The organism is Methylophaga sp. UBA3192 (assembly GCA_002363955.1).
GTDB lineage: Bacteria > Pseudomonadota > Gammaproteobacteria > Nitrosococcales > Methylophagaceae > Methylophaga.
In genome coordinates, this window is sequence record DEXE01000006.1 from 422,299 (window position 1) to 443,852 (window position 21,554).

Consider the following 21,554-nt stretch of genomic DNA (forward strand, 5'->3'; position numbering starts at 1 on the left):
TTAAATGGTTTTTGCCAACTCTTCGAGCAGCGCTGTCTGGGCACTGATCATTTCATCGCCTTCTTTGCGTGCAGCACGCTGATAGCGACCATCGGCAGATAAGATCCACGCCTGTGTATTGTCAGCGAGATACAAATTCAGATCAGCAATAATACGTTTTTGCAGTCGTTTGGATTCAATGGGGAAACAGGTTTCCACACGACGTAACAAATTACGTTTCATCAGATCGGCACTGCCAGCCCAGACTTCAATGTCTCCGGCATTCTCGAAATAAAACACCCTCGTATGTTCCAGAAACCGACCAATGATGCCGCGTACCTGAATATTGTCTGATATACCTTCAACACCGGGTTTCAGGGTACAGATGCCGCGGACAATCAAATCAACCTTAACACCGGCAATAGAAGCGCGATACAACGCCTGAATCATTTCCGGTTCAACCACGGCATTGACCTTGATAATGATATGGGCTGCTTTACCAGCTTCAGCGTGCGCTATTTCCCGATCAATTTTGTCCAGTAACCCCTGATGCAGATTGAAAGGAGCATGCATCAATTTATGCATTTTGGGGATTTTGCCAAGGCTGGTCAGTTGAATAAACAGGTTATTGACGTCTTCACCGATCTGCTTGTCTGAGGTCAACAAACCATAGTCGGTGTAAATTCTTGAAGTATTACGGTGATAGTTACCGGTTCCCAAATGCACGTAACGACGTAATTTATTGTTTTCACGACGTAAAATCAGCAGCATCTTGGCATGTGTTTTATAGCCTACAATACCATACACAACATGGGCTCCCGCCTGCTGAAGTTTGGACGCCAATGCAACGTTCGCTGCTTCATCGAAACGGGCTCGTAATTCAATCACTACGGTAACTTCCTTACCAGCGTGAGCCGCTGCAACCAGGGCATCCACAATCGGCGAAATGGCCCCGGTCCGGTATAAGGTTTGTTTTATTGCCAGCACACTGGAGTCTGCTGCAGCTTGTTTAATGAGATCAATAACCGGTGTGAATGACTGATAGGGATGATGTAGTAATACATCTTTCTGTTTTAATAAATCAAAAATATCCGCATCCGAAGTCAGTCCAGTCGGACGTCCCTGAGTAAATGGTTTGAATTTGAGATCAGACCGTTCCACCATTGAATGCAAGGTTTGCAAACGGCTTAAATTCACCGGGCCATTCACCAGATAAACGTTTTCCTGTTGCATTGCACATTGGTCACGTAAAAAGTTAACCATTTCTTCAGGGCAATTATGCGCAATTTCCAGACGTACTTCGTCACCATAATTTCGATGGGTCAACTCATCAGCAATAGTCGCCAGCAAATCGCTGGTTTCTTCAGTGTCAATGGCCAGGTCACTGTTCCGTGTTACCCGAAATTGATAGCAGCCTTTAATTTTCATGCCGAAAAACAAATCATCGGCAAATGCATGAATGATTGATGATAAAAACACAAAGTGATATTGGCCCGGTTCACATAACTCATCAGGCAACTGAATCACACGAGGTAAAGCCCGTGGTGCCTGTAAAATGGCATAGCCAATACTGCGCCCAAAGGCATCTTTTCCATCCATGGATACAATAAAGTTCAAACTCTTATTGAGTAATCTCGGGAAGGGGTGAGATGAGTCCAGCCCGATTGGACTGAGAATCGGCTGGATTTCATCGCGAAAATACTGTTCCAGCCAGGCACTGTGTTCGGCTGTCCACATCGGTCTTGGCAGTACTTTAATGCCTTCCTGTTCCAATAAAGGCAACAACTCATTATTGAGTACCGAGTATTGTTCATCTACCAACTCATGGGCACGTAAACTGATTAATCTCAATGCTTCCTGAGCACTGATTTGATCGGCTTCAAGGTAAGGATCACCAATTTCAATCTGTTGAATTAAGCCAGCTACGCGGACTTCAAAAAATTCATCCAGATTCGTACTGGAAATACACAAATAATTCAGCCTTTCCAGTAATGGCACACTGGGGTCCAGTGCCTGCTGCAAGACACGCCAGTTGAACTCCAGCAAACTCAGCTCACGATTCAGGTAAAGCTCGGAGCTGTTCAGATCAATTTGTGTTTCCATGTTTTCCATTTTGATGGCTTAAATTTAAGAGGTTAATGAACGTTAGACTTATTGTATATTTTAGTGCGGTTTTCAAATGAAGTTTGGATGACAAAAACAAACCTTACAGCACGTTAGAACGGTTTGATGACAATCTGATGACAGCTTACCACCGATATTTGTCATAGTTTTCCGGATTGGCCCAGAAGCGACTGTTGAGCCAGTCACGCTTGGGCTGATAATTTTCGATGGCATAACTGAATACCTGTAATCCATCGTTAGTACCAGCGATATGATGCAACCCCATGGCCAGATAATCACGGAACTGCCAGCCCTGTTGTTGTGCTTGCGCAGGATCGGCAATCAAAATGATATGCGGCGCATGTAAGTTGCGTAAATATCCCAGCCATTGTTGCCCTGCCTGCAATGGTAAGGTTTCAGTCAGATCACTGATAACGGCCAGATCCACACTATGAATTTGCTGTAATTGCGATTGTTCAAATGGTGTTGTCAGAGCCTGTGATCTGGTATCTTGGCAATCGTTCAGGCATAGCCTGGCAACATCTCCCGCAACCAATATTGATTGCGGTTCAAATTGCTGTATCAGCGTGCTGAGCAGCGAAGACAATAAGACTGATTGATTCATGACTGACCAGCATAAAACATCTACCGAGTTCTGGAAACACAAACGACTGGGTCAGATGACACATACCGAGTGGGAAAGCCTGTGTGATGGCTGCGGACGTTGCTGTCTGCATAAACTGGAAGATGATTCTGATGGACGCATGTATTACACACGGGTAGCCTGTGAACTGCTGGATGTTTCAACTTGCCGCTGTAAGGATTATGCTAATCGCCAGAAGACGGTGCCAGACTGTATTCAGCTCAGCGTCGAGCAGGCACATTTCTTTGACTGGTTACCCGATACCTGTGCCTATCGTTTACTTGCAGAAGGCGAGCCCCTGCCGGAATGGCACCCTTTGATTACCGGTGATCCACAGAGTGTGATTGATGCAGGTGTCTCCGTAAGACATATTGCCATCAGTGAATCCGATGATATTGATTTAACCGAAGAGGTCATTGCGCTGCAGCCCCCCGTTTATCCACATGACACCTGAGCAAAGTCGCGAATTTACCGCCCGCCTTGAACAAGCTGCATTGACGCTGCTTGAAATGGAAATTTACCGAAAACCAGATGATTTGGCCCGACGTTTCGGATTGCCATTACCGGTAGTCCGTTACTGGTGGCGTCAAACCGATGAAAAAACGCGTCCAGTCGATCAAAACAGCCTGTCACCACGCGAAGTCAAAGTGATTCGTAAAGCGACGCAAACGCTGGAAGGATGGGAAAAGATTAAACGTTATCGTCCGCCATGTGGCGCACGTCTGCCGGGTGGCAAAAAGTGCAAACGTTCAGTGGCGATACGCCAACCGGAAGCCTGGTCATTAGGTGCTTTGGCCGATCGTTGTCGCCTGCATGGCGGAAATGCCCGGCGCGTTATTCGTTCTAAAACTGAGGACGATACAGAATGAGGGACTTATGCTTGAGACAACGGAAATTCTGAACCGATTGCTGACGCTGTGTAACGAGCAAAAAAGCGGCACCCTATTTTTAACCACTGCAGACAACAAAGCCTGTCATATTATTTTTGAAAACGGTCGTATTGAAGCCATGGCGTTTGGTTCAGTCAAAGGCTTAGCCGTCGCTAATTTGTTGCCAAGGTTATTGATAGAACGAACCAGTTTTAACAGTACCCTCAGAATGCCATTGAGTGAACGGGCCAATATCGAAGATCAGGCTGATATTTTTGCCGCACTGGGATTTCGCCGTCAGGCGCCCACTGAAACGAAACTTTCACAAACAGTTGCGAAACCGACGCGAATGTATCGCGGGCATTTGATTGTTGAACAGGAACCAAAGGATCTATCGCCGAAACCAGCTAAATCAGTTGTCGAACCCAGTCAAAAAATACCGTCGAAAAAAAGCAAAAAAAAACGTATCTATCGTGGTCAAGTGATTGAAGATTGAAACTACTCAGATAATTTGTCACATTGATTGCGCCAAAATCGTTAACATATCGCCACGTTGCAGACTCCGGAATTCATCATGAGTAACATTTCTCCCCAAGATCTCAATCGAGGTTTACTCGATTTTATTGATGCGTCACCCACACCGTTTCACGCAGTAGAAAATATGCAGTCGGCTTTAAAATCAGCTGGTTACAAGTTGCTTGATGAAAAGGACAGCTGGGGGAAATTACCCGCCGGTCGTTATTTCGTCACTCGTAACGATTCTTCATTGATTGCCTTTAACCTGCCTGCACAGGCTATTGCCGAAGCAGGTTTTCAAATGGTGGGAGCGCATACCGATAGTCCGTGTTTAAAAGTTAAACCGCAACCGGGAACAGTACGTCATTCATTCTGGCAACTTGGAGTGGAAGTTTATGGTGGTGCACTGTTAAACCCCTGGTTTGATCGTGACCTATCCATGGCCGGCCGGGTCAGTTATGTCGATGCCGAAAATCAATTACGCCATAGTTTGATCAATTTCAAAAAACCGGTGGCGGTTATTCCAAGTCTGGCGATTCATCTGGATCGGGAAGTGAACCAGAATCGCAGTATTAATCCACAGCTGCATCTGCCACCGATATTGCTGCAGAGTGAAGAGGGTGATAAACCTGATTTTCGTGCTTTAATGGAGCAGCAACTTCGATCCGAACATGGTGATATGGCTATTGGCAAAGTTCTGGATTATGAGATCTGCTTTTATGACACTCAACCAGCTGCATTGGTGGGGCTCAATGAAGATTTTATCAGTGCGGCACGGCTGGATAATTTACTCAGTTGTTATATTGGCTTGCAGGCTTTACTGACCGGTACTGCCGATAAAGCTACTCTGTTGGTGTGCACCGATCATGAAGAAGTTGGCAGTGTTTCAACCAGTGGCGCCCAGGGCACATTTCTCCCTGCAGTTCTGCAACGTTTAGCTCAGGATAATGAAAGCTTCCAACGTATGCTTCAACAGTCTTTATTGATTTCTGCTGATAATGCACATGGAATACATCCCAACTATGCCGACCGGCATGACGCGCAACATGGGCCAATTTTGAATAAAGGCCCGGTTATTAAAACCAATGCCAATCAGCGTTATGCCACCAACAGTGAAACCAGTGCACGGTTCAGACAGATTTGTGAACTGGCAAATGTGCCGGTGCAGGATTTTGTGGTGCGTACGGATATGGCCTGTGGCAGTACGATTGGGCCTATAACGGCCAGTAATCTGGGGGTGAAGACCCTGGATATTGGTGTACCCACATTTGCCATGCATTCAATTCGTGAACTCGCTGGCAGCCTGGATACCTGGCATTTATATAACGCACTAAAACAATTTTTCAATTAATAATCAAAGGAATACATACACTATGTCAGAAACAGTTGATGAATTAACGGTGACCTATCAGGAAGGCGATGTCACTACGGTAAAAGAGCTGGATAAAGTCGTTCTTACCAAAGGTGCCTGGGCGACAGTAATGTTTCGCTATCAGGATCTGGATCGTAAAACAGGTGAATTTGGTCCGGATAAATACACCATCCGCCGTTATCAAAAACGCAATGGCGAATACGGTCAACGTTCAAAATTTAATATTTCAAGTCGTGACCAGGCGCAGCAAATTATTGAGGCGTTAACACGCTGGACCAAAGATTAAATAGCTGCCTATGAATAAGAGTTTATTGACTAATCTCTGCGCTGCTGCATTGGTTAGCGTCGGGTTATTGCTTGATACGCCCTGGCGTGATCCAGTGTTGGCCACAGGTATGTTTGCCCTGGCCGGTGGTATAACCAACTGGCTGGCCATTCATATGCTGTTTGAAAAAGTGCCTGGGCTATATGGTTCGGGTGTTATTGCGGCACGCTTTAACGAATTTCGTGTTGCCATCGAAAAACTGGTCATGGAACAGTTCTTCAATCAGCAAAGCCTGGATCGCTTTGTCAGCCAAATGCTTGATGATAAACGTGAAAATAAACTGGATTTTTCAGAAATCATTGATCAAACCGATCTGGATCCCGTGTTTGACAATCTGGTGGCCACCATTATGGAATCCTCGTTTGGCAGCATGTTGTCGATGGTGGGTGGCGCCAAAGCACTTAAACCATTGAAAGAACCTTTTGTTCGTAAAATGCAGCAGTCGCTCAACGATATTGCGCACAGCGAACATTTTCAGCAGCATCTGCGAGAAAAACTGAGCAGTGGGCCGGTCAGTGATGATTTATACCGTCAGATATACACTATCGTTCATAGTCGACTGGATGAACTGACACCGCAGATGGTCAAACAGATGGTTCAGGATTTAATCCGTCAGCATCTGGGCTGGCTGGTCGTATGGGGGGGCGTATTTGGTGGCTTGATAGGATTGATGACCAGCTTTTTACCGTTGTGAACTCCTGGATCGAGCATAATTGCCGTTTATGTGCCGCGCCAGTGTCGTTTTATCATCATTGGCGCGGACATGATTACTGGCAATGCAGTGAATGTCATGCAGTACAGATGGACAATCAGCATCTGCCGGATCGCGAAAGCGAAAAAGCACTGTATCTGACCCATGAAAATGATGTGAACGATCCGCGTTATCAGCAGTTTGTTTCCCCAATCACAGAGGCCATCCTAAGCCAAATACCACCGGACAAAATTGGTTTGGATTTTGGTGCAGGTCCTGGGCCCGTCATCAGCAAAATCATCACCGAAAAAGGCTATCAAACAAGGCTTTATGACCCGGTTTTCCATCCGAATATCAGCGTGTTATCCGAACAATATGATTTTATTATCTGCTGCGAAGTTATTGAGCATTTCCATCAACCGGCGGTGGAATTTGCCCGGCTTAAATCGTTGTTAAATCCTGGTGGAAAATTGTTTTGCATGACTCAACTGTTAGATAACAGCATTGATTTTGCCAGTTGGCATTACAAAAACGATATCACTCATGTTTTTTTCTATCATCGCGACAGTTTGAATTTCATTCAAAAACAATTTGCCTTCAGTGCAGTTGAAATAAATCAGCGATTAATAAGCTTTACTAACTGAATTGTTCGCGAATAGCGGCCAGATGTTCTGCTGGTAATTCGATTACGACACTGACCGTATCGGTAAATTGTTGGTCGAGGATGCGACCATGGATCTGTTTCAGTTGATATTCCAGCATTTGCAGCTGACTGTAATCTATCTGCAGACTTAACCCCGCCATTTCAACCCAGGGTAATTTTCCGGCCGCATCAATGGCTTGTTTGGCGGCATTGCCATAGGCACGGGTTAAACCGCCTGTGCCTAATTTAACGCCGCCAAAATAACGAATCACCGCTACCACGGTATTAATTAAGTCTTCACCTTGTAACGGTGCCAGAATTGGCCTTCCTGCGGTGCCGGAGGGTTCACCCGCATCAAAAAATCGTTCAGTGATAAATCCTTCGGGCGCTCTTATTCGCCAGGCAAAGGCCAAATGATTTGCCGAAGGGTGTTGCGCGGCTAACTGCCTGAGTTGCTTTAAGGCAGATTGCTCATTGTCACAGGACATGGCGACACCAATAAAACGTGATTTTTTTATTTCAGATTCGACACTGGCCGGCGTACGAACAACAAAAAACTGGTTGGACATCTTATTTACTATAGGAAAATACAGCCTGACAATTTACCATATTGCCATCTTTTGCTCGCAGGCCAGGCGGGGCAATGTCCAAATTCATCTTAATAAATCGGGTAATACAGTTTGTCAGAATTAAGTTTTGCAGTAGGTCAACGTTGGGTCAGCAACAGCGAGGCCGAATTAGGTCTGGGTATCATTACCGAAGTCAGCGGCAGACGAATTGAAATCGCCTTTCCGGCTGCCGATGAACAACGAAGTTATGCGGCGAATAATGCACCGTTAAGCCGGGTCGACTACCCAGTGGGCGAACAGATTAAAACCAGTCAGGGACAGCAATTTACTATCAGCGAAAAACATCCGTTAAATGGTTGTGTGATTTATCAGGGCGAAACCGCTGAGGGAGAAGCGATCAGTATCCATGAAATGGATCTGGACAGCTTTGTACAATTCAGCCAGGCAACGGATCGTCTGTTTGCCGGGCAGATAGACAAAAATCGCAAATTTCAGCTAAGACTCCGAACCCATCAATATTTTCATCGGTTACATCAATCACCCGTATTTGGTCTGTTGGGGGGCCGTGTGCAATGTCTGCCCCATCAGTTTTATATTGCTTCACAGACGACACACCGTATTTCAACCCGGGTATTACTGGCCGATGAAGTCGGTCTGGGTAAAACCATCGAAGCAGGCATGATTATGCACCAGCAAATCATGCAGGGACGGGCCAGCCGGGTATTGGTTATTGTTCCTTCTGCTTTGGTGCATCAATGGCTGGTGGAAATGCTACGGCGTTTTAATCTGGCCTTTACGGTGATTGATGCCGAGCGCTATGAGGCCCTGGTTGAGTTGGATGAAGGTAATGCCTTTGATAGCGCGCAGCTGGTGTTAACTGATTTACAGACGCTGGAAACCCATCCCGAAATGCAACAGGATGTATTGCATGTGAGCTGGGATATGTTGGTAGTGGATGAAGCCCATCATTTGCAGTGGCATGCAGATCACAGTAGTGAGGGGTATCAGCTGGTTGAAAAACTGGCCGCGCAGATTGCGTCAGTTTTGTTATTAACAGCTACCCCTGAGCAACTGGGCATGGACAGTCATTTTGCCCGTCTGCGCTTGCTGGATCCGGATCGTTATTATGATTTGACACAGTTTCGTGAAGAACAGCAGAAATATCAGCAGATCAGTCAGTTGCTGGATCAACTGATGGCGATTGAATCAGCCGCTGAATTTGCCGCTAAAAACAACCTGAAAACAGAATTAAAAAATTATCTGGATGATACGCTGCTGGACGGACTGGCTGACGCAGAGCAGTTTGAATCGGCACGCGAACAGGCAAAACAGCAATTTGTTGATCAATTCGGTACCGGGAGGATTTTATTCCGTAATACCCGCGAGACAGTTAAAGGTTTCCCTGAGCGCCAATTAACTGCACATGCCCTAGTGCCTACCAAGCATTATTTATTTCAAACAGGCAATAATCTAACCGAATTGTTGCAACCCGAAATTCTATTAGGTGAAAACTGGCTGACGTTAGACCCAAGAGTCGACTGGCTGGTGAACTGGCTTAAAGAACACCGAGGTGAAAAAACCTTATTAATTACTGCCAATGCTGAAACCGCTCAGCAGCTGGAATTGCATTTGCGGTTACAACATGGAATACGCAGCAGCGTGTTCCATGAACACATGACCCTGATCAATCGTGATCGGGCTGCTGCATTCTTTGCGGATGATGAAGAAGGCGCACAGATCCTTATTTGCTCTGAAATCGGCAGCGAAGGACGGAATTTCCAATTCTGTTCCTACCTGGTGTTATTTGATCTGCCACTGAATCCGGATTTGCTGGAACAGCGTATTGGTCGTTTGGATCGTATTGGTCAACGCAATACGGTAAATATCGTGGTGCCTTATTATCAGGATACCGCTCAGCAACTGCTGCTCGAATGGTATCACCAAGGCTTGAATGCCTTTGAATCGGTCTGTAAAACGGGTTCAGCATTACGTGAACAATTTGCTGAACAGTTGGAAAAGTGTTTGCGTGACCCTGCAGATAAAAAAGCCTTTGCCAGATTGCTTGATGATACCCGGCAAGCAGAGCAGCAATTGCGGGAAAATCTCAGCCAGGGCCGGGATCGTTTACTGACGCTGAACTCCTTTGATGAATCCGCTGCAAAAGAGATTCTGATGCAGGTTGAGGAAGCCAGCAGTCCATTGGAACTGGCGGCTTTTATGGATGATTTCTTTGATGCCTATGGTATTGAACAGCAGGCGCATAGTGCTGACAGCATTATTCTGCAACGCGGTGATGAGCTGCGCAGTGATGAAATTGATTTGCCTGAAGATGGGTTAACGGCAACCTATCAGCGTGCCAGAGCGTTATCACGTGAAGATATGGCCTTTTTAAGCTGGGAACACCCATTAGTGCTATCGGCAATGGATGCAGTCATCAGCTCTGATTTGGGCAATACCGCTTTCTGTCAGTTGAAAAGTAATCTGGTGGTTGCTGGCAGTTTATTGCTGGAAGTGGCATTTGTGATGCATTGCCCGGCACCCAAACACTATAATATCACTCGATACATACCTGAATCGTACCTGCGGATCGTCATAGATGAGAAAGGGCGACGACTGGATGAACATTTGACCGAGCAGGAAATGAATCAACAGGCTGGTCGTATTCCCAAACATACTGCCCAGCAGATGGTGCAGGTGGCCCGCGAACGTATTGATGGATTAATTGATTCCAGTAAAAAAATGGCTGCCACATATCAAAAGCAGCTTATCGATGAAGCCATCAGTAAAATGACACAGCTGACGGATAATGAAATACAGCGCCTGCAGCATCTTGCTGAAAAAAATACGCATATTAAATCTTCAGAAATTGAAGCCATGCAATCACAGCAACAACAACTGCAACAGTATCTGCAACATGCAGAATTGAAATTGGATGCATTACGCTTAATCATCGTGACAGAAGCGGAGTGATCTGCCAAAGTCACGGATCAAAAACATAACGGAGTAGGGTTTTGATTAAACGTTGGTTACCACCATTACTGGTCGTGGCATTGGCCATAGTGATATTCAGTACGTTGATCAGTACTCGCCCACAGGCTCCGGTTCAGGATCGCCCGGCTCAGGGTGTGTTGGTCGATACTCAGCAAATTGATTTTGCGTCGTTGTCACCGACACTTACTTTATACGGTCGTCTCGAAGCACCACAAATGGCCAACCTGCGTGCTGCAATCAATGCTGATGTAGCAGAAGTTTATGTATTTGATGGCGACATGGTTGAACAGGGCCAAATACTGGTCGAACTGGATCAGCAGGAAGCTCAACTGGCGGTTGATCAGGCTGCCGGCGAACTGGCATTGATAGATGCCCAGATTGCTGCTGAACAGTCGCAACTTAAACGCAATGAAGCACTGTTTGCCACTCAACAACAATTGGTAGATTTGGCAAAAGCGGCAGTCGGCCGTGCTGAAAAACTGCAACAAAGCCAGTTATCATCGCAAGCGTTATTAGATGAATCCATCTCGCTACAGGCACAGCAAAGTCTCAATCTGAAACAGTTGCAGTTTGATATCCAGGATCATCCGATCCGTATGGCACAACTGCAGGCAAATCGTAAACAAGCTCAGGCCAGACTGGATAATGCGCAGCTGGATCTCAGCCGCACCATTATCAAAGCCCCTTTTTCCGGTCGTATCAGTAGCCGGCAAATCGCCATCGGTGACCGGGTCCAAACCGGTGATGCATTAGTGACACTTTATGATATGCGGCGACTGGAATTACGTGCGTCGATTCCTGAGCGTTATCTGGCCGATATTTATCCAGTGTTTGAAAAACAGCGGTTGACTGCCATTGCACAGCTTGCCGGTCAGCCGTATGAATTTGAATTGCGCCGTCTCAGTGGCGAAGTAAATGTGAATGTCGCAGGACGTGACGGCCTGTTTCGCCTGAAAGGTGAGCCGGGACCACTGGCATTAGGGCAGTTTGTCAGTGCTCAGCTGACGTTGCCGGTTCGCGAAAAAACGGTCGCCATTCCTTACAGCGCCCTGTATGGTCTGGATAGAGTGTATCGGGTTCGAAACAATCTTCTTGAAGCCGTAAGCGTAACCAAAATCGGTGATTATGCAGATCAGGATGGCAAAAGCCGTTTGCTGATCCAAAGCGATGCCCTGCAACAGGGTGATCTGATTATTACGACTCAATTACCTAATGCTATCAATGGTTTATCGGTGAGTGTTAAGGATGAGTGAACCGGTGAAACGCGACTTTATCGGCATCTTTGCCCAACATCGCGTGGCGGCCAATCTGTTAATGCTGGTGATGATTCTCGCCGGAATTTTGTCTTTAAACCGTATCAATACCCAGTTTTTTCCCACATTTGCGTTGGATATTATCACCGTCAGTATTGAATGGCGTGGCGCCAGTGCTGAGGATGTTGCCGAATCAATTACCCGGCAGGTAGAACAGGAATTACGCAGTGTTGATTATGTGAAAAAGATGACTTCCACTTCGTCATACGGAATGTCATTGGTCACCATTGAGTTTATCGAAAAAAGTGATATGGGGCAGGCACTGGATCAGGTCAAGGATCGCATTGTGCAGATCCGTAATCTGCCTACTGACAGTGAAGAACCTGAAGTTTCATTGGTGACAAATTACGAAAGCGTGGCGCGAATTCTGATCACCAGTGAAACCGGCGACCTGGCATCGCTGCGTTACCTTGCCCATGATATTGAACATGATCTTCTTGATCGGGGCATTTCACGGATTAATATCAGCGGACTGCCGCTGGAAGAAATTGCCATACAACTGGATAAAGCCAAGCTGGAGGCATTGGGGCTGGAGCTGGATCAGGTTGCGGATCGTATTGCCCGGTTAAGTCAGGATTTACCGGCTGGTGAAATCGGTAATGAGGAGAGCACACGACAAATCCGCAGTCTGGATCAAGGGCGTAATGTACAGGCTTTTGCCGAATTTGCGTTGCAATCAGACTTTGCCAACGGCTTGGTCAAACTGGAAGATGTCGCGACCATAGAACGCCGTCCTTTGCGTAAACAAATGAATCTGTTCTATCAGGGTCAGCCAGCCATTGAGCTGGAACTGCAACGTACTGAAAATGCGGATTCGCTAAAAAGCGCACGTATTCTTGAAAAATGGCTGGACGATAACGCTGGCAGTCTGCCAGAAGGTGTTCAGTTGAAAGTCTATGATGCCAGTTGGCAGTTGATCAAAGAGCGTATCAATCTGCTGTTAAAAAATGGTCTGGGTGGCTTACTGCTGGTACTGGGCATTCTGTTTCTGTTTCTGCATGGAAGGGTAGCTTTTTGGGTGGCGGTTGGTATTCCGGTATCCTTTATGGCGGCATTGGCCGTGTTATATGCACTCGGCGGCAGCATTAACATGATCAGCCTGTTTGGGCTGATTATGTCGCTGGGGATTATTGTTGATGATGCGATTGTAGTAGGGGAAGATGCTTTCGCCCACTACCAGAGCGGTGAACCTTCGTTAACTGCATCGGAAGGTGGCGCCAGACGAATGCTGGCACCGATTCTATCGTCGTCACTCACCACTATTTCTTCTTTTATTCCACTGATGTTAATCAGTGGCGTAATTGGCAATATTCTGTTTGATATTCCATTCGTAGTGATCTGCGTGATCATCGCCTCGTTGATTGAGTGTTTTTTGATCCTGCCGGGGCATTTACGGCATAGTTTTCACAATATTCATCACGCCAAGCCTTCAGCTATCAGAGCGCAACTGGATAGGGCCTTTAATTATCTGCGGGATGATCTTTTCCGGCCACTGGTCACCCATGCCGTTAAAAATCGTGGCTTAACGGTCAGTGCTGCGCTGGCGTTATTGATTATCAGTTTTGGCTTGCTGGCAGGCGGTCGTATCAGCTTTAATTTTTTCCCGTCGCCTGAAGGTACCACCGTGTTAGCCAATGCCCGATTTGTGGCAGGCACGCCACGCAGTGAGGTTGATAAATTTCTGCAACATATTTCAGCCACGCTGGAACAGACCGATCAGCAATGGGAGCAACCCCTGGTTGATGTGGCGACCAGCAAACTGGGGGCTGCCGGTACCGCCGGGGGGATGTCCGAATCACAAATTGATGATCGTTTTGCTTCCATGCAGGTCGAACTGACGTCACCGGATCAGCGTGATGTGCGTAATCAAACCTTTATTAATGCCTGGCGCGAAAAAATTATTTTGCCCGCCGGAATAGAGACTTTCACCATTTCCGAACGTCGTGGCGGACCTCCGGGCAGTGATATTGATATCCGTCTTACCGGAGGCAATACCGATATTCTTAAAGCTGCTTCCAAAGAAGTCATCGAAGCATTGCAACGTTATCCCGGTGTCAGTGCCATTGAAGATGACTTGCCTTATGGCCAGTCGCAATTGATTTATCGACTCAAAGAGCAAGGCAAGGTACTGGGGCTGACAGTTGATGATGTCGGCAGGCAATTACGTGCAGCCTATGATGGACGTCTGGTACAGATTTTTCAGGATGGTGATGACGAAGTCGAAGTGCGGGTGATGTTTCCGGATAGTCAACGTAATACCCAGGCTTCACTGGATGACTTTATGATTCGACTTCCCAATGGGGGCAGTGTGCCGCTGGATTCGGTAGTACATTTTGATTCACGACGTGGCTTTGATGTGCTGCGTCATACGGATACCCGATTGGCTGTGCATGTAACGGCTACGGTAGACAGTCAGGTAACCAATAACAACACCATTCTGGCTGATTTACAGCGTGATTTTCTACCGGATCTGACGTCACGCTATGGCATTCAGGTAGTATTTGAGGGCAGGGCGGAAGAGCAGGCTGATACGATTGGGGACATGAAACAGGGCGTGTTGCTGGCATTTGCTTTGATCTACATTATTCTTGCCTGGGTATTTGCCTCTTATGGCTGGCCACTGGTGGTGATGACGGCTATTCCTTTTGGCTTGATTGGTGCACTGGTCGGGCATTGGTTGCTCGGCATCGATCTGACAATTCTGTCTTTATTCGGCATCTTTGGTCTGTCAGGCATTGTGGTGAATAATGCGATCATCCTGGTCACTTTTTTCAAGAATTTACGGGAAAAAGGGCTGGAGACTCAACATGCCATCATTGAAGCATCCGTTTTGCGCCTCAGAGCAGTCTTATTGACCTCCCTGACCACTATCGGCGGTTTGACTCCTTTGTTATTTGAGACATCACCCCAGGCACAGTTTTTGATTCCAATGGCGGTATCGATTTCGTTCGGTCTGATGTTTGCTACGGTATTGGTGTTACTGGTGATCCCCGCATTATTGTCATTTCATGAGAGCATTGCCGAGTCCATGACTGGCTTTCGATCAAGCAAGACACAAACTGAATAAGAGGTAAAACATGAAACGGCGGCTTATTGGTTTATTGTTGGGATTTGGCAGTAGTGTATTAAGCAATTCGGTATTTGCTGAGGAAGCCCCGGTCACCTTACAGACCCTCACTGACCATGTGTTTATCAATCATCCTGCACGTCAGGCAGAGGCCAGTATGGATGCATTGGCAGAAAGCCGATCCACACTGGCCGGGCAGCTGTTTGCCGAGCCATTAAGTTTATCGGTTAATCATTTTAATGATGTCATTGGCAGCAGTGATGGACTGCAGGAATGGGAAACCTCCGTTGAAATGCCTATCTGGCTGCCGGGCGAAAAGCGTCAGCAACAGAATCTGTCACGTCATCTGGCAGCAGAAGTACCGTATTATCAACAAAGGATCCGTCTGGATGCATCAGCACAAGTACGTGAACATGTATGGCAGGTAATGCTGTCTGCTGCCAAGGTCAGACATGCTGAAACCTTGCAGGAAAATGCCGGGAATTTATTGAAAAATGTTCAAAACCGGGTCGAAGGCGGGGATTTGTCACGTTCGGAGGCTTTACTGGCACAAAGTCATCATCTGGAAATGCAGTCCCAGCTGGCTTCAGCCAAAATGGATTTGCAGCAAAGCTTGAATCAGTATCAATTTCTGACAGGCCAGCAGGTGTTACCTGATGTGATCGAAGAAACACTGCCCATGGTGCTGGAAATTGACAAAGATCACCCCTTGTTAGCGGAACTTGAACAGCAGATTGCCCGGCAACGCAGTGAAATGGCCAATGCGCGTTATGACAATGCCCGCCATCCCAGCGTATCGCTGGGCGTCAAACGTGAACGTGATGCTCATGCCGATCCATACAATAACAGTATTGGTGTGGGTGTGAGTTTTGCGCTGAATGACAGCCGCTATCAACAGCCGGCAATTGCTCAGGCAAGTCGTCTGTTAGCTGATTTGCAAATAGCGCAACAGCAACAGAAACGACAGCTTGAAGCGGCGCTGCTTGCCGCGAAAGATAAATATAAAACCCTGCAACAACGCCAAATCCTGCTTAAAGAGCAGTATGAGGTCAGTCAACAATATGTTTCGATGCAACAACGCAGTTTTGATATGGGCGGTATTGATTTAACGACTTTTTTACGTAGTCAGGAAGTCGCGGATAAACATCGTCATCAGTTGTTGCAGCTGGAAATTGAGATTCAGCAACAAATTTCGATGATAAACCAGATAGCGGGACGGAATTTATAATGGTTTGCCGGATTATCTGGAAATAGCACTTTCAGCACGCATTCTGGCAGCTAAATCTTCCCATAAAGACAAGCGTGAGGCATCGCCGACACGTTGTCCCTCACCGCGTGACTTGGCCAGCCACAGACCCGTCCCATTAAAACTGTAAACCGGTATCAGATCCTGACGACGGTTTGCCGGTTTTATTTCATTGATTAGATTATCCAGAACCAATGGAATAGCACGACGATTTTCAAAATAGGTCAGGACCATGTGAGCCTGGTTCAGGTTGGTGGCCTTAACGTATGTGATGCGTAGTTTATCTTCATCTACTCCCAGCTGTTTCAGCGTGAAGTACTTGGCAATCGAATAATCCTCACAATCACCGGCGCCAATCGACAGCATTTCTATCGGTGTGGCCCAATAGTCTTCCTGATTCCACAGCAAAATATCATCGACAAACAGGACATTACTGTTGAAAAAATCATTCACCACAGTGAGTTTTTCGTGATCTGTCAGATCCTTGCCTTCCAGCATCAATGCCTGCCATGCTTCTACCCGTTGTCTGGCATCACTGTCATATTCATTTTCAATCTTTTGCAACAACGCTTCCGAAATCAGTAATTCCGCTAACAGCGGTACCGAAAATGGCAGCAGCCATGCGAGGATAGCTGCTAAAACAATTGGCTTTAGCCTTTGTAACATTGATTAACGACTGATCCCGAATAAACCAGCCTGTTGCAGCCACAGGAAGTCTTCTTCATCTTGCACGCTTTCCGCTAATACCCGCACTTCAATTAAACGGGCAATTTCCTGAATAATATCCAGCAAATCGGGCTTACTGGTATTGCTACGGATCTCAGTGGTCAAATCACGCGCCAGTCGGATGTAATCAATATGCAGATCTTTAAGCAGATTCACTGGAATGACATCACTGCTATAACGTTTGAGCAAACTATGTGCACCCAATTGTCTGACAAAAATGCTGAAATTCGTAAACGTATCCAGATCCTTGGCCGCAGCATAAGCCGTTACGCTAAAGGCAAGCAGAGCCGGGGAAATGCCGGACTGAATAACCTCTTTGCCAAGCCATTGTTTGAAGTCAGCGGAAGCAATAGAAGCCAGGGATAAGTTGATGGTAACAGGGGCGGGTTCAGCTTCCTGCTGCATTAGTTTCAGCACTTTCTGCACAATATGTTTATCCAGTGTTTCCACCAGATCAAAGGCTTCAGCCATTGAGAATAACGTGCCGATTGGCAGCAGATCTCCATTTCCATCCCGCACTTCAGTAAAGGCTTCGCGCATCACCAGATGGGGTTTGGCGGTATCACTGTAGTTATAAGCCTGGTTGGTAAAAGTGATAACGGCTGAATCGGTTTTAATGACCTGTTCGATAGTCGCTTTCCAGCTCATTTCCGTCATCGAACTCAGAATGTTTTCCTTGATATAAAATGCATTGGCTTCGATCAAACGTGCCTGTTCATAGGCTTCCACCAAAGCAGGCATCAATCGTTCGAACTCACTGCTTCGTTCAAACGACACAATCCCCATATGCAGCAAATCACTCTGATCGTATTGCTGACCTAATTCGCTGGCAATCGATTGAATCTGCCCAGCAATCAGGGTGATATCATCGATATTGCTGTCAGTTGTTAACACAGCAAATTCGGAACCATACCAACGGTAACTGCGTGTATTCGTGAAAGGTAGCTGCCGTAACTGGCTGGCAAAAGCTTGCAGTAATTCATCTACGGCCTGTTTACCATGATTTTTCACCACCGCACTTAAATCATCAAATTTGATATAGATGACATGACCAAATTCACCAATTGATAATGCCTGTTTGATATCTACATTAAAGGTTTGCTGATTTAACAGATTGGTCAGCGGATCACGGTTCAGGTTGTCATTGAGTTTATCCAGACGGGCATTCAAATGATGAATGGTCTTGCCGATTTTAGTCGACATGCTGTTCATGGATTTGGCCACAGAACGCACTTCTTTGGTCCAGGGCAAATCATCGATAACGGTAAATTTTCCGGCAGAGATATCATCGGCTTGTTTGGTAATGTCTTTTAATGGGCGCAATGTCATTCTTAATACGATCAACAGCAATAAAATAGCGCCAAGCAGGATTAACAGGGAAAATTTAAGGGTAGATTTAAATTGCTCATACAGCTTGAGGTAGCCATAACCAGGATTACTGGTGACATGCAGGGTGCCGGCGATATTCCAGCCAGTACTGATTTCACTGACGGCCGTGACGGTTTCGATTGGCAGGAAGCGGATAAGCCAGTCAGGAACTCCCCGAACTTCATCCGGATTGGTCAGCCGAACCAGCTCATTATCATCGACATCCAATAAACGCATTTCCTTGTAATAGCCGGTATCAAAAATAGCGTTCATCATGGTTCGCAGAATCGGATCTGTCTCATCGGCCATATGCGGGCTGAGGGATAATCCCAAAGAGGTTGCTGTGTCCTGTACATGCACTTCCGATTCACCTTGCAGATAACTACGGATATTGTCCATGCTCATGACAAAATTTACTGAGAACACAATCAGAAAAATCAGTGTTAACAGAATAAGTAACTGTTTTGATAAAGACATAAGATACAACCTCAATTTGAAAGGTATCATCAGGCTGGAGTCAGCATGAGACAAGCGTTTTGCTGCTTCATCCAGTAATCGGGCTAACATTACCTGTGCATCAACGCTCAAGCAAGCTAAATACTGAGTTATTGGTCAAAATCGGGAAGGATTATGCTTTTGTTTTCAGCTATGCATTGATACGATCCGTCAATACTCCTTGAAGGTTGTCTTCCCATGTTTCTTGTTTTGGCGCAAATGGCTGTTTTAATTGCCTGTGGCGCGCTTTGGCAGGCTCTGGCGCCCAAACATATCCCTGCGCTGGCGCATCGGCGTGCACTGACGGATCTGGTGTTTTATATCCTGTTACCGGCAATGGTGATTGATGTGATCTGGCAAGCGCCTTTAGATATCAATTCCATGAAAATTTCGCTGCTGGCCATGAGTGGTCTGCTGACAGCCGCTTTTTTTATCTGGCTGGTATTGAAATATACATCGGTAACCAATACGCAAAAGGGCGCATTAATACTGGCGGCTACATTTCCGAATGTCACTTACTTGGGATTGCCGGTATTGGATCAGGTACTCGGCAGCTGGTCGAATGCCATTATTCTGCAATACGATTTATTTGCCTGTACACCGGTTTTGATGACGGTTGGAATGTTAATGGCGGGTTATTACGGCAGTCATGACCAGTCAACGCATCCATTAAAAAGTCTGATTAAAATCCCGCCTTTATGGGCGGTAACTATCGCTGTATTATTGAATTTACTGAATATTAACCGACCCGAATTTATTCATGCGGCATTGCAAACACTTTCTGGTGGTGTCGTTCCTTTAATGCTGATTGCATTAGGTATGAGCATTCGCTGGCAAAGTTTTCGGTTCAGTTTATTACCCTTGTTGTTACCCGTGGCCATTATTACCTTATTTATTGCGCCATCTGGTGTCTGGTTGCTCACGCAAATAGTCAATTTACCAGCCGACATTATGACCACGGTGATTTTATCCGCTGCGATGCCGACAATGGTGTTTGGCATAGTGATCTGTGAACGCTACGGTTTGGATACATCACTTTATGCGGCAGCCGTGACATTAACGACCGTGTTATGCATGGTGAGTTTACCGCTGTGGTTTTATTGGATTAACTGATCAGACCAGACAAAACCGGCCTGATCAATCGCCTGCTTGATTAGTTGCATGGCTTGTTCAACCTGATCGAGTTCGCCCCGCAGACTGAATTCAATATGTGGGGGATCACCCAGATGGGGCAGGCTTGAAAGCTTCAATTGCGGATAGTCATGTACGATTTGATTCATTACCGGTAATAAATCGGACTCGCGGCCGCGCTGCACAAAAATAGTCTGTTCAGCTGCGGGCCGCTGATTTTTTAAATGTGCATATCGGTTATCCAAAACCCATTCCACCATTGGCCAGGCCATTTCAGGAAAGCCAGGTGTAAAGTGATGGTTTGCATAAGAAAATCCCGGTATCTGATTAATTGTATTAGGAATTATCCGAGCCCCTTCTGGCAGATACCCCATCAAAATCCGATTGGGATAAGCGGATTCGCCAAAACGGGCTTCAATTTCTGCAATGGCATCTGGATGTGGAATTAAGGGTACATCAGCAATTTTGGCAACAGTCTGCCGGGTTCGATCATCCGGAGTAGCACCGATTCCACCAAAGCTGAACACCAGATCTTCGCTGCTCATGCTATAGCGTAATGCTCGCTCAAGCTGCTGTGGATCATCACCTACAATCAACGTCCAGCTGAGTTCCAGACCGCGCTTGGCGAGCATAATTTGTAGTTGATTAAAATGCTTGTCCTGACGTTTACCACTGAGGATTTCATCACCAATAATGACCGCACCAATATGCATGTTTACTCCGATTCCTGTCGATTACGCATAAAATCTGCGGTCTGGGCAAATGAACTCATCAACTGTTCAGCAAATAATGGATCGAGATCCATGGTTTTAAGCGCCTGCGCCATACAGTACAACCACTGATCCCGCTCTTCGATACCAATCGAAAAAGGCAGATGCCTGGCTCTCAATCGGGGATGTCCATACTTTTCTATATATAAGGAAGGGCCACCCAGCCAACCGCTTAAAAACATAAAGAGTTTATCTTCACTGATTTGGATGTTTTGTGGATGTAAGCCACGGATTACCTCAGTTTGCGGCGTCTCGCACATGATTTTATAAAAAGTATGACAGAGTTTTCTGACGGCAGGTTCGCCGCCAATGCGTTCATAAGGTGTTGCGATTTCGGCCATGCTGAATCCAAGCTCAAAACGTCACAGTTTACTCTGCATCAATGTACTCATAAAGGGTTATAAGGTTGCGGCATCAGGTTCAGACCGGGATAATGAGTCGTTTTCTTAGCACTAAATAAAGGAGCGATAGCTTATGAGTGAAAGAATTGTAATGCGAACAGGTGAAGCACTGATCGCGGATGGCCCGCCATTAACTGCCGCAGAACCGGAAGTTGTTATCGGTGAACTGGATGGACCAGTAGGAACTGCATTTGCCAACTTAATGGGTGATCAGGTCAAAGGTCATTCGCGCGTACTGGCGCTGATGAATACCGATGTTCAGGTTCGTCCTGCGACTATCATGGTCAGTAAAGTGACTGTTAAAAACACCGCCTATACCAATATCCTGATGGGTAC

Annotated in this window: 20 protein-coding genes; 13 read left to right on the forward strand and 7 right to left on the reverse strand. The window is 46.3% G+C overall.

The genetic code is table 11. The features are described from left to right. Both ppk1 and B2337_RS09075 read right to left on the reverse strand, forming a co-directional pair. On the reverse strand, window positions 1-2,082 hold the full coding sequence (gene ppk1, locus B2337_RS09070) for a polyphosphate kinase 1 (RefSeq protein WP_292359527.1): 2,082 nt from the start codon (window positions 2,080-2,082) through the stop codon (window positions 1-3). Between the two features lie 145 nt (window positions 2,083-2,227). Further along, window positions 2,228-2,707 carry a DUF6231 family protein gene (locus tag B2337_RS09075; protein WP_292359525.1) on the reverse strand — a complete coding sequence of 160 codons (480 nt, stop codon included), beginning with the start codon at window positions 2,705-2,707 and terminating at the stop codon, window positions 2,228-2,230. Here B2337_RS09075 and B2337_RS09080 point away from each other — a divergent pair. The 7 genes from B2337_RS09080 (at window position 2,706) to B2337_RS09110 (ending at window position 7,142) form a co-directional block, all read left to right on the forward strand. Beyond that, window positions 2,706-3,179, forward strand: a complete 474-nt coding sequence (locus B2337_RS09080; RefSeq protein WP_292413397.1) for a YcgN family cysteine cluster protein — start codon at window positions 2,706-2,708, stop codon at window positions 3,177-3,179. The two genes, B2337_RS09075 and B2337_RS09080, sit on opposite strands and share 2 nt — an antisense overlap. Beyond that, entirely contained in the window at window positions 3,169-3,594 is a 426-nt protein-coding gene (locus B2337_RS09085) for a hypothetical protein (RefSeq protein WP_292359521.1), read from the forward strand. Before B2337_RS09080 ends, B2337_RS09085 begins: the two co-directional genes overlap by 11 nt. A gap of 7 nt (window positions 3,595-3,601) precedes the next feature. Beyond that, complete coding sequence (locus B2337_RS09090) at window positions 3,602-4,090, forward strand: hypothetical protein (protein WP_292413398.1); 489 nt, start codon at window positions 3,602-3,604, stop codon at window positions 4,088-4,090. 78 nt (window positions 4,091-4,168) lie between these two features. Then, entirely contained in the window at window positions 4,169-5,461 is a 1,293-nt protein-coding gene (locus tag B2337_RS09095) for a M18 family aminopeptidase (RefSeq protein WP_292413399.1), read from the forward strand. A 22-nt stretch (window positions 5,462-5,483) separates the two neighbouring features. Then, window positions 5,484-5,768 carry a hypothetical protein gene (locus B2337_RS09100; RefSeq protein WP_014707111.1) on the forward strand — a complete coding sequence of 95 codons (285 nt, stop codon included), beginning with the start codon at window positions 5,484-5,486 and terminating at the stop codon, window positions 5,766-5,768. 10 nt (window positions 5,769-5,778) lie between these two features. Further along, complete coding sequence (locus B2337_RS09105; protein ID WP_292359516.1) at window positions 5,779-6,501, forward strand: DUF445 domain-containing protein; 723 nt, start codon at window positions 5,779-5,781, stop codon at window positions 6,499-6,501. After that, the gene (locus B2337_RS09110) at window positions 6,498-7,142 is read left to right on the forward strand and encodes a class I SAM-dependent methyltransferase (RefSeq protein ID WP_292413401.1); all 645 of its coding nucleotides are present in this window, start codon (window positions 6,498-6,500) and stop codon (window positions 7,140-7,142) included. Before B2337_RS09105 ends, B2337_RS09110 begins: the two co-directional genes overlap by 4 nt. Here B2337_RS09110 and B2337_RS09115 read toward each other — a convergent pair. Beyond that, window positions 7,135-7,710, reverse strand: coding sequence for a YigZ family protein (locus tag B2337_RS09115; RefSeq protein WP_292359512.1), 576 nt, complete (start codon window positions 7,708-7,710; stop codon window positions 7,135-7,137). The genes B2337_RS09110 and B2337_RS09115 overlap by 8 nt on opposite strands. Window positions 7,711-7,821: 111 nt before the next feature. Here B2337_RS09115 and rapA point away from each other — a divergent pair, with 111 nt between their 5' ends. Genes rapA through B2337_RS09135 form a run of 4 tightly spaced genes read left to right on the forward strand, consistent with a single transcriptional unit; the run spans window position 7,822 to window position 16,309 of the window. After that, window positions 7,822-10,680 (forward strand): RNA polymerase-associated protein RapA, encoded by a 2,859-nt coding sequence (gene rapA / locus B2337_RS09120; RefSeq protein ID WP_292413403.1) that lies wholly within the window; start codon window positions 7,822-7,824, stop codon window positions 10,678-10,680. Window positions 10,681-10,721: 41 nt separating this feature from the next. After that, window positions 10,722-11,954, forward strand: a complete 1,233-nt coding sequence (locus B2337_RS09125; protein ID WP_292413404.1) for an efflux RND transporter periplasmic adaptor subunit — start codon at window positions 10,722-10,724, stop codon at window positions 11,952-11,954. Continuing rightward, window positions 11,947-15,081 carry an efflux RND transporter permease subunit gene (locus tag B2337_RS09130; RefSeq protein ID WP_292413405.1) on the forward strand — a complete coding sequence of 1,045 codons (3,135 nt, stop codon included), beginning with the start codon at window positions 11,947-11,949 and terminating at the stop codon, window positions 15,079-15,081. Before B2337_RS09125 ends, B2337_RS09130 begins: the two co-directional genes overlap by 8 nt. 10 nt (window positions 15,082-15,091) lie before the next feature. Continuing rightward, window positions 15,092-16,309, forward strand: coding sequence for a TolC family protein (locus B2337_RS09135; RefSeq protein WP_292413408.1), 1,218 nt, complete (start codon window positions 15,092-15,094; stop codon window positions 16,307-16,309). 12 nt (window positions 16,310-16,321) lie between these two features. Here the strand turns inward: B2337_RS09135 and B2337_RS09140 are convergent, their stop codons facing one another. Continuing rightward, window positions 16,322-16,993: a transglutaminase-like cysteine peptidase gene (locus B2337_RS09140; protein ID WP_292413411.1), complete on the reverse strand. Its 672-nt coding sequence runs from the start codon at window positions 16,991-16,993 to the stop codon at window positions 16,322-16,324. A 3-nt stretch (window positions 16,994-16,996) separates the two neighbouring features. Next, complete coding sequence (locus tag B2337_RS09145; RefSeq protein WP_292742531.1) at window positions 16,997-18,898, reverse strand: bifunctional diguanylate cyclase/phosphodiesterase; 1,902 nt, start codon at window positions 18,896-18,898, stop codon at window positions 16,997-16,999. A 216-nt stretch (window positions 18,899-19,114) separates the two neighbouring features. Here B2337_RS09145 and B2337_RS09150 point away from each other — a divergent pair, with 216 nt between their 5' ends. After that, on the forward strand, window positions 19,115-20,029 hold the full coding sequence (locus tag B2337_RS09150) for an AEC family transporter (RefSeq protein ID WP_292359498.1): 915 nt from the start codon (window positions 19,115-19,117) through the stop codon (window positions 20,027-20,029). On the opposite strand, the gene B2337_RS09155 is transcribed toward B2337_RS09150, so the two are convergent. Both B2337_RS09155 and B2337_RS09160 read right to left on the reverse strand, forming a co-directional pair. Next, window positions 20,014-20,760: a competence/damage-inducible protein A gene (locus B2337_RS09155; protein WP_292359497.1), complete on the reverse strand. Its 747-nt coding sequence runs from the start codon at window positions 20,758-20,760 to the stop codon at window positions 20,014-20,016. The two genes, B2337_RS09150 and B2337_RS09155, sit on opposite strands and share 16 nt — an antisense overlap. A 2-nt stretch (window positions 20,761-20,762) precedes the next feature. Beyond that, complete coding sequence (locus B2337_RS09160) at window positions 20,763-21,158, reverse strand: group II truncated hemoglobin (protein ID WP_292413413.1); 396 nt, start codon at window positions 21,156-21,158, stop codon at window positions 20,763-20,765. Between the two features lie 133 nt (window positions 21,159-21,291). Between B2337_RS09160 and B2337_RS09165 the strand changes: the two genes are divergently transcribed. Then, on the forward strand, window positions 21,292-21,554 hold a 263-nt coding region (locus tag B2337_RS09165; protein WP_292742533.1), incomplete at its 3' end, for a formaldehyde-activating enzyme.

Coding starts and splice junctions, on each gene's coding strand:
- B2337_RS09145 (WP_292742531.1), bottom strand. CDS start 18,898: ATGTCTTTATCAAAACAGTTACTTATTCTGTTAACACTGATTTTTCTG.
- B2337_RS09135 (WP_292413408.1), top strand. CDS start 15,092: ATGAAACGGCGGCTTATTGGTTTATTGTTGGGATTTGGCAGTAGTGTA.
- ppk1 (WP_292359527.1), bottom strand. CDS start 2,082: ATGGAAACACAAATTGATCTGAACAGCTCCGAGCTTTACCTGAATCGT.
- B2337_RS09075 (WP_292359525.1), bottom strand. CDS start 2,707: ATGAATCAATCAGTCTTATTGTCTTCGCTGCTCAGCACGCTGATACAG.
- B2337_RS09100 (WP_014707111.1), top strand. CDS start 5,484: ATGTCAGAAACAGTTGATGAATTAACGGTGACCTATCAGGAAGGCGAT.
- B2337_RS09150 (WP_292359498.1), top strand. CDS start 19,115: ATGTTTCTTGTTTTGGCGCAAATGGCTGTTTTAATTGCCTGTGGCGCG.
- B2337_RS09095 (WP_292413399.1), top strand. CDS start 4,169: ATGAGTAACATTTCTCCCCAAGATCTCAATCGAGGTTTACTCGATTTT.
- B2337_RS09155 (WP_292359497.1), bottom strand. CDS start 20,760: ATGCATATTGGTGCGGTCATTATTGGTGATGAAATCCTCAGTGGTAAA.
- B2337_RS09115 (WP_292359512.1), bottom strand. CDS start 7,710: ATGTCCAACCAGTTTTTTGTTGTTCGTACGCCGGCCAGTGTCGAATCT.
- B2337_RS09140 (WP_292413411.1), bottom strand. CDS start 16,993: ATGTTACAAAGGCTAAAGCCAATTGTTTTAGCAGCTATCCTCGCATGG.
- B2337_RS09130 (WP_292413405.1), top strand. CDS start 11,947: ATGAGTGAACCGGTGAAACGCGACTTTATCGGCATCTTTGCCCAACAT.
- B2337_RS09105 (WP_292359516.1), top strand. CDS start 5,779: ATGAATAAGAGTTTATTGACTAATCTCTGCGCTGCTGCATTGGTTAGC.
- B2337_RS09085 (WP_292359521.1), top strand. CDS start 3,169: ATGACACCTGAGCAAAGTCGCGAATTTACCGCCCGCCTTGAACAAGCT.
- B2337_RS09160 (WP_292413413.1), bottom strand. CDS start 21,158: ATGGCCGAAATCGCAACACCTTATGAACGCATTGGCGGCGAACCTGCC.
- B2337_RS09090 (WP_292413398.1), top strand. CDS start 3,602: ATGCTTGAGACAACGGAAATTCTGAACCGATTGCTGACGCTGTGTAAC.
- B2337_RS09080 (WP_292413397.1), top strand. CDS start 2,706: ATGACTGACCAGCATAAAACATCTACCGAGTTCTGGAAACACAAACGA.